This is a genomic window from Desulfosarcina cetonica JCM 12296 (genome assembly GCF_001311845.1).
In the GTDB taxonomy this organism is placed as follows: Bacteria; Desulfobacterota; Desulfobacteria; order Desulfobacterales; family Desulfosarcinaceae; genus Desulfosarcina; species Desulfosarcina cetonica.
The window spans coordinates 1-5,897 of sequence record NZ_BBCC01000282.1; the positions used below are offsets into that span (position 1 = coordinate 1).

The 5,897-nt window shown below is 54.2% G+C and carries 5 protein-coding genes; all 5 read left to right on the top strand.

Annotated elements, in window-relative coordinates:
• Nucleotides 1-1,110 (top strand): MATE family efflux transporter (locus tag JCM12296_RS31910; protein ID WP_157068081.1); only part of this gene is annotated, 1,110 nt, incomplete at its 5' end.
• A gap of 74 nt (nucleotides 1,111-1,184) precedes the next feature.
• Nucleotides 1,185-2,279 carry an SPFH domain-containing protein gene (locus JCM12296_RS31915; protein WP_054701599.1) on the top strand — a complete coding sequence of 365 codons (1,095 nt, stop codon included), beginning with the start codon at nucleotides 1,185-1,187 and terminating at the stop codon, nucleotides 2,277-2,279.
• Nucleotides 2,276-3,307 carry an SPFH domain-containing protein gene (locus tag JCM12296_RS31920; protein ID WP_054701602.1) on the top strand — a complete coding sequence of 344 codons (1,032 nt, stop codon included), beginning with the start codon at nucleotides 2,276-2,278 and terminating at the stop codon, nucleotides 3,305-3,307. Before JCM12296_RS31915 ends, JCM12296_RS31920 begins: the two co-directional genes overlap by 4 nt.
• A 604-nt stretch (nucleotides 3,308-3,911) precedes the next feature.
• Nucleotides 3,912-4,694, top strand: a complete 783-nt coding sequence (locus tag JCM12296_RS31925) for a toll/interleukin-1 receptor domain-containing protein (protein ID WP_054701605.1) — start codon at nucleotides 3,912-3,914, stop codon at nucleotides 4,692-4,694.
• A 14-nt stretch (nucleotides 4,695-4,708) separates the two neighbouring features.
• Nucleotides 4,709-5,897 (top strand): tetratricopeptide repeat protein (locus JCM12296_RS31930; protein ID WP_157068082.1); only part of this gene is annotated, 1,189 nt, incomplete at its 3' end.

Consider the following 5,897-nt stretch of genomic DNA (forward strand, 5'->3'; position numbering starts at 1 on the left):
GCCGGCGGCCCGGGAGGGGTGACGGGGGATGCCCTATTGTATCTCGTCCTGGGCCCGACGATCCTGTTCCAGAACCTCAACAGCCTCCGGTTGGCGCTGCTCAACGGCATGGGGCGTCATCGCCAGGCGGCCGGGCTGCGCATCCGCCAGCGGATCGTTTTCCTGGCGATCGTTGCGGTCCTGTGCCGGATGGCGGTACCGGTGCCCCTTCTGGCCATCGCCTTTCCCATCGGCCAGGTGGTCATGGCGGCGATGGGCCGCAGACAACTCAAACTGCCTGGCCTTGGCGTCGTGGTTGCCAGCCGGGCGCGCATCGCGCCAATGATGCAAAAGGGGCGGGCCCATTTATTTACCGACAACCTTCTGGATGTGGTCTTCTACCTGGACCTGTTGATTCTGGGGTGGTTTGTGGGCCCTGTGGAGCTGGGTGTGTATGCACGCGCCATGGTGCTCATGCGGCTCTTTCTGATTTTACCGGCAGGCCTGCAGCCGGTGTTTCGCCGGCAGGCCAATCTGCTGGTTGCCGCCGCCGACCGTTTGGGGCTGCAACGGCTGGTCAGCCGCACCGCCCGTTCGCTGTTCGTCATCCACGGCCTATTGGCGATCGTCATCCTGGTGCATTTTCCCCGCGTCATGGCGATTTTCTTCAACCTGCGGCACTGGACCGATCAAGCCTTCGGCGTGTTTGCCCTGGTGGTGCCGGGCCTGGTGTTTCATTCCCTGGCGATCGCCATGACACCGCTCTTCGAAGCCATCCAGGCCACCGACCGGCTCAAACGCCTCGCCCTGGTGGTCGCCGCGGCCAACACCGTGCTCAACCTCAACCTGATTCCCTTTGCCGGGTTGCCCGGCGCGGCAATGGCCACGACCGGAGCCATGTTCATTCATTTCTGGCTTTTTTGCCGCTGGCTGCCCGGTGATGTCGCCCGCATCGGCATTTTCTGGCCGGGCGCGGCGGCGGCCCTGTACTTGACCTACGTTCCCCTGGAGGCCCTGGAAATCGGTGTGCCCCTTTCCATGCTGCTGGCACCGCTGATCTTCGGCGGTCTGCTCTGGGTGACCGGATCCTTCGGCACATCCACGGCATGCCAGGAAGAACAACCCATTTGAACATCCTTGGGACCAGAGCCTATTTCTGCCCCGAAACCATTTTGTTGTTTGTTTAACCCGTAAGGAGGACAGCCATGACCGACCCAAACCCGCAAGACCCGCACCGGTTCAGCCTTGGCAAGCGGCGCTTCGCGATTCCCAGATTCAAGATCCCCGGCGGCGGCAAGCTCCGCTACCTGGTGATTGTCGCGGCAGTGGTGGTATTTGCCTACAACCTGCTCTTCGTCTACGTACAGCCCAACGAGTTCGGTATCAAGGTGGTACGCCTGGGCATCCATCGCGGTGTGCAGAAAGACTATTACACCGCCGGCCTCAACCTGGTGATCCCCGGCATGCAGCAGATGTACCGCCTTCCCCGCGATGTGCAGGTGCTCGAGTTGACCGACTACCCCCAAACCGCCGCCGACCTGGCCCGCAAGGACCGCGTGGCGCATATCCAGACCTCGGACGGTTTTTTCGTGGATGTGGATGTCTCGATCATCTACCACATCGTCGACCCGTACCTGGTCTTCACCAAGATCGGTCCGGGGACCCTGTTCGAGGACAACGGCATCATCCCCAAGGCCGAACCGGCCCTCAAGGAGACCCTGGGCAAGCTGACCACCGAGGATTTCTACAACAGCCCCCTGCGCGTGAAAAAGGCGCAGGAGGCCAGGGATTTGCTCAACCAGGAACTCAAGCCCAAGGGGATCGAAGTCAATCAGGTGCTGGTGCGTTACTTCCGCTACAGCCCCGAGATCCAGAAGAACATCGAGGAGAAAAAGCTCAAGGACCAGCTGGTGTTCACCAACCAGGCCGCCGCCCGGGCGGCCATCGAGGAAGCCCAGTTGAAGAAGATCATCCAGGAGGGACGCGTGTCGGTGGATGTGCAAATGGAGCAGGGACGCGCCTATGTGACCCGTAAGATCGCCGAGAAGGACCTTTATCGGCGGACCAAGATGGCCGAGGCGGATCTTTTGGTCAAACTGGCCGAAGCGGAAAAGGTGCGCCTGAAAAACGATGCCCTCAAGGGGGTCGGATCGGAACGCATGGTGGGTCTCAAAATGGCCGATGTGTACAAGGGCCTGGACCTGATCGTGCTGCCCAGTGACGGCCAGGCCGGGGTCAACCCCCTGGATCTGAACAACGCCCTCAAGCTTTTCGATGTGCGTAAAGGAGGTGCCCAATGAAGCGAACCCTTTTGATTCTGCTGACCGTCCTCTGGATGCTGGGTGCCACCGGCTGCGTTTTTTACACCACCGGCGAAACCGAGGTGGGCGTGCGCACGCGCAAATTCGCCCTGACCGGCAAGGGTGTGGAGGACAAGGCTTACGCCCCCGGTTCCACCTATATTTTTCTTCCCTTCATCAACGACTGGCACACCTTCGACACCAAGCTCCAGAACCTGGAGATGGTCTTCGACAAGGGGCGCGGGGATCGACGGACACGCGACGATTTGCTGTTCAAAACCATCGATGGCAACGACATCAGCCTGGACGTGATCATCGCCTATCGCATCGATGCCGAAAAGGCCCCCTACATTCTCCAGCACGTGGCCGTGGACAACCGCACCCTGCGGGACAAGATCGTGCGCACGATCGCCCGCAGCAAGCCGCGGGACATCTTCGGCGAGCTGACCACCGAGGAATTTTATGTGGCCGACAAACGCGAGTTGCAAGCCCAGCACGCCAAGGAGGTGTTGCAGGAAATGCTGGGTCCCATGGGCATCGTGATCGAGAAGGTGCTCACCAAGGATTACCGCTTCAACGCCGAATACCAGAAGGCCATCGAGGATAAGAAAGTGGCCGACCAGCAGGTTCAGAAGAACCGTTCGGCCCAGCATGCGGCCCGGGAGGAGTACAAACGCAAATTGGAGGAAGCCAAGGGCGAGGTCAACAAGATGATCGCGGATGCCGACGGTACCTACCGCAAGGCCAAGATCGAGGCTGATGTCTACTATGAGAAACAGCAGCTGCTCGCCGAGGCCATCAAGGCCGAGGGTATCGCCGAGGCCAAGGGCATCCAGGAGATGAACAATGCCCTGGCCGGATCGGGCGGCGAGGCCCTGGTGAAGCTACGGATCGCCGAGGCCCTGCAGAACAAGCAGATCATGCTGCTGCCCGTCTCCGAGGGCGGCATGAACCTGAAAACCACCGACATCAATCAACTGATCAATACCATGGGGGTCAAGTCGTTGTCGGGAACAGGGCGGAAATAGGCCGTTGCCCTCCGTTCAGCCATGATGAAGGCCCGGGTGACGGCACCCGGGCCTTTTTTCGTCATCCCCACAGGGCAGTCACGGTTGTCATCAGCGCGGCTGTTTTCTATTGTTCTGATCCGATCGGTTCCATCGCAATTACGTTGATCAAGAACCGCGCCGGTTCAGCCAGATCGAAAAAGTGTATCCAAACGCTATTTTGAATAGTACCCACCGGATGTCCCGTTTGATGGTCCTGGTTTTTGTCCCTATGGAGTATGAAAACGTCATGGCGGCTTGATGAGGTGGGTAGGCTGGACGGTTTGATATATTGATGAGCCCCATTCCGGATCAAAATTTGAATAATTTTCGAACTCTCTGTAGCTACCGACCTTGAAAATATGACCGGCCAGGATGGTGCCGGTGATCCATTCAAATATCACAACTGATTGACCTTACTAAATTTTACAGAGTACCATTACTAATCACAACATTTGAGGAATTTGTGATATTAATATAGTGGACCCAGTTTTGACAGCTTTGTAACTTAATAGGTGCCAGTAATACACATAACGAAAAAACCTTCGCCAATACAGTGTAGACAAGGTATACAAAGGACCGATGAATGCATTCAAATGGCAAGAAAGCAAACCCAATCGTTTTTATCAGCTATGCCCATGAGAGAGATCTTAGTAGCAGAGTAGAGCAACTTGCAGATTGGTTAATTGGCAAAGGTGTTCAAGTTATCACCGACCATCCTTACAAAAACAGACCGCCGAAAATCGGTTGGCGCTCCTGGATGCAGCAAAACATAGAAGATGCCGACATCATACTAATCGTCTGTTCTGAACGTTACAAACGCCTGTTTGAAAAACGAGAAGTTGTTGAAAGTGGTGGATACGGCGTGACTTGGGAAAGTGCCGTTATTACTAATGACCTTTACCAGTCCCGTCTTAAAAATCAGCGTTTTTACCCCATTTTACCCGACGATGGTGATCACGAGCATGTCCCAGCAGTGCTAATGGACTGGCACAATAATCATCGTTTTCCATCCGGTATGGATCGCATCTTATCACTGATTCGTGATGAGATTATTGTTCCTGCACCAACAAAATCCATTCAGCATTTATTTCCGGGTGAATTATCCGGGAAAGATGACCCCAGGTTACAACCACGTGAGGGCGAGGTTATTGGTCGTGATAACGAACTCGCGGAGGTGCTCAGCTTTTTAAACAGTGCTAACAATAGTGCCGCAGTGTGTGCTCATATCACCGGAAGTGGTGGTATCGGCAAAACCGAAGTGTGTAAAGGAGCCCTCAAACAGTGGTTGAGCGGTGATAAGGCAACACGCACATTTTGGCTACAAGTAAGCGATGATGCTGATACCGCAAGTTACTTGGCCAATTAGGTGAAGCTGTCGGTTTGGCTCCAGAGAACTCAGCGAAAATAAATGAGGCTTCTCAATTGCGTCCACACCTACCCGCCGGTCTATATTATTTTGATAATCTCGAAAGTGTGGCTGAATCGCAGAGAGGAATTAAGTTACTACGTGAAATGATCCAGATTCCTGGCATACGGATACTGGCCTCGTCGCGGGTAACTTTGGATGGTGTGTTGGGTAGCAGTATTTTCGTAGGCAAATTGGATACAGCAAGCGCTGTTAAACTATTCTTAAAATGCTGGTCAGGCTTTAGCGCACCTGATGCACAGGAACTGAATGAGTTTGTAGATAAACAGTTAGGGGGGCATGCACTAAGTATTACTCTACTATCGAGGCTGGGGCGTGCCTACAGTTGGCAAGCTTTGCAACAGCAATGGTTTAAGCAAGGAACTGCTATAGCCAAGTCTCGTAAAGCAAGTGACCGACTGGACAGCCTGGAGATATCATTTGCGCTCACGGCTAAGCTTTTAGCGGAGGAACCAGGGGCGTTAAATCTTTGGCAATTCGCAGCATTGTTTTCCGACGGTTTTGATGAAGAGACTCTGAACATGTGGTGTGAGATTAGCGGACACTCCCAAGCCCGAATTGCCCTATTTGATCACCACCTTCTTATAAATACCAATGGCTGTATTACCATGCTACCACCAATTGCTAGATTTGCCTCTGGACACACAGCGATTGCTGATTCTGAATACGCATTTGACTGGAATAATGCCCGAAAGTACGCTTATCATTACTTTCTTGATTTGTCCCGTAACGCCTCGAAAATTATCAGTGATGATGTAAATGTCGAATCCCGTATCAAAAGCAGCCAACAGCTTTGGGCTATTGACCAACTACTAAGTACAGATATTAATTTTAGTAGCCCCGATATCGAATTGATTAAACGGCTACATAGCCAATTGCGAAACGTATATTCCTTTAACGTGTTGGCAGGTCAGGCCGTATTAGGCCGAGTCAATCAACTGATTGGTGACGCATTGTCCAAGAAACTTCTCGGTGACCTGGAGAGGAGACTCGGCAACGTCGATCAGGCACGCGGACACTACGATCACGCCATCGAGCTCTACCAAAAGGAACAGGATCAGCTCGGTCTGGCCAATGCCCTTCAAGCCCTCGGTGACCTGGAGAGTCGACTCGGCAACGTCGATCAGGCACGCGGACACTACG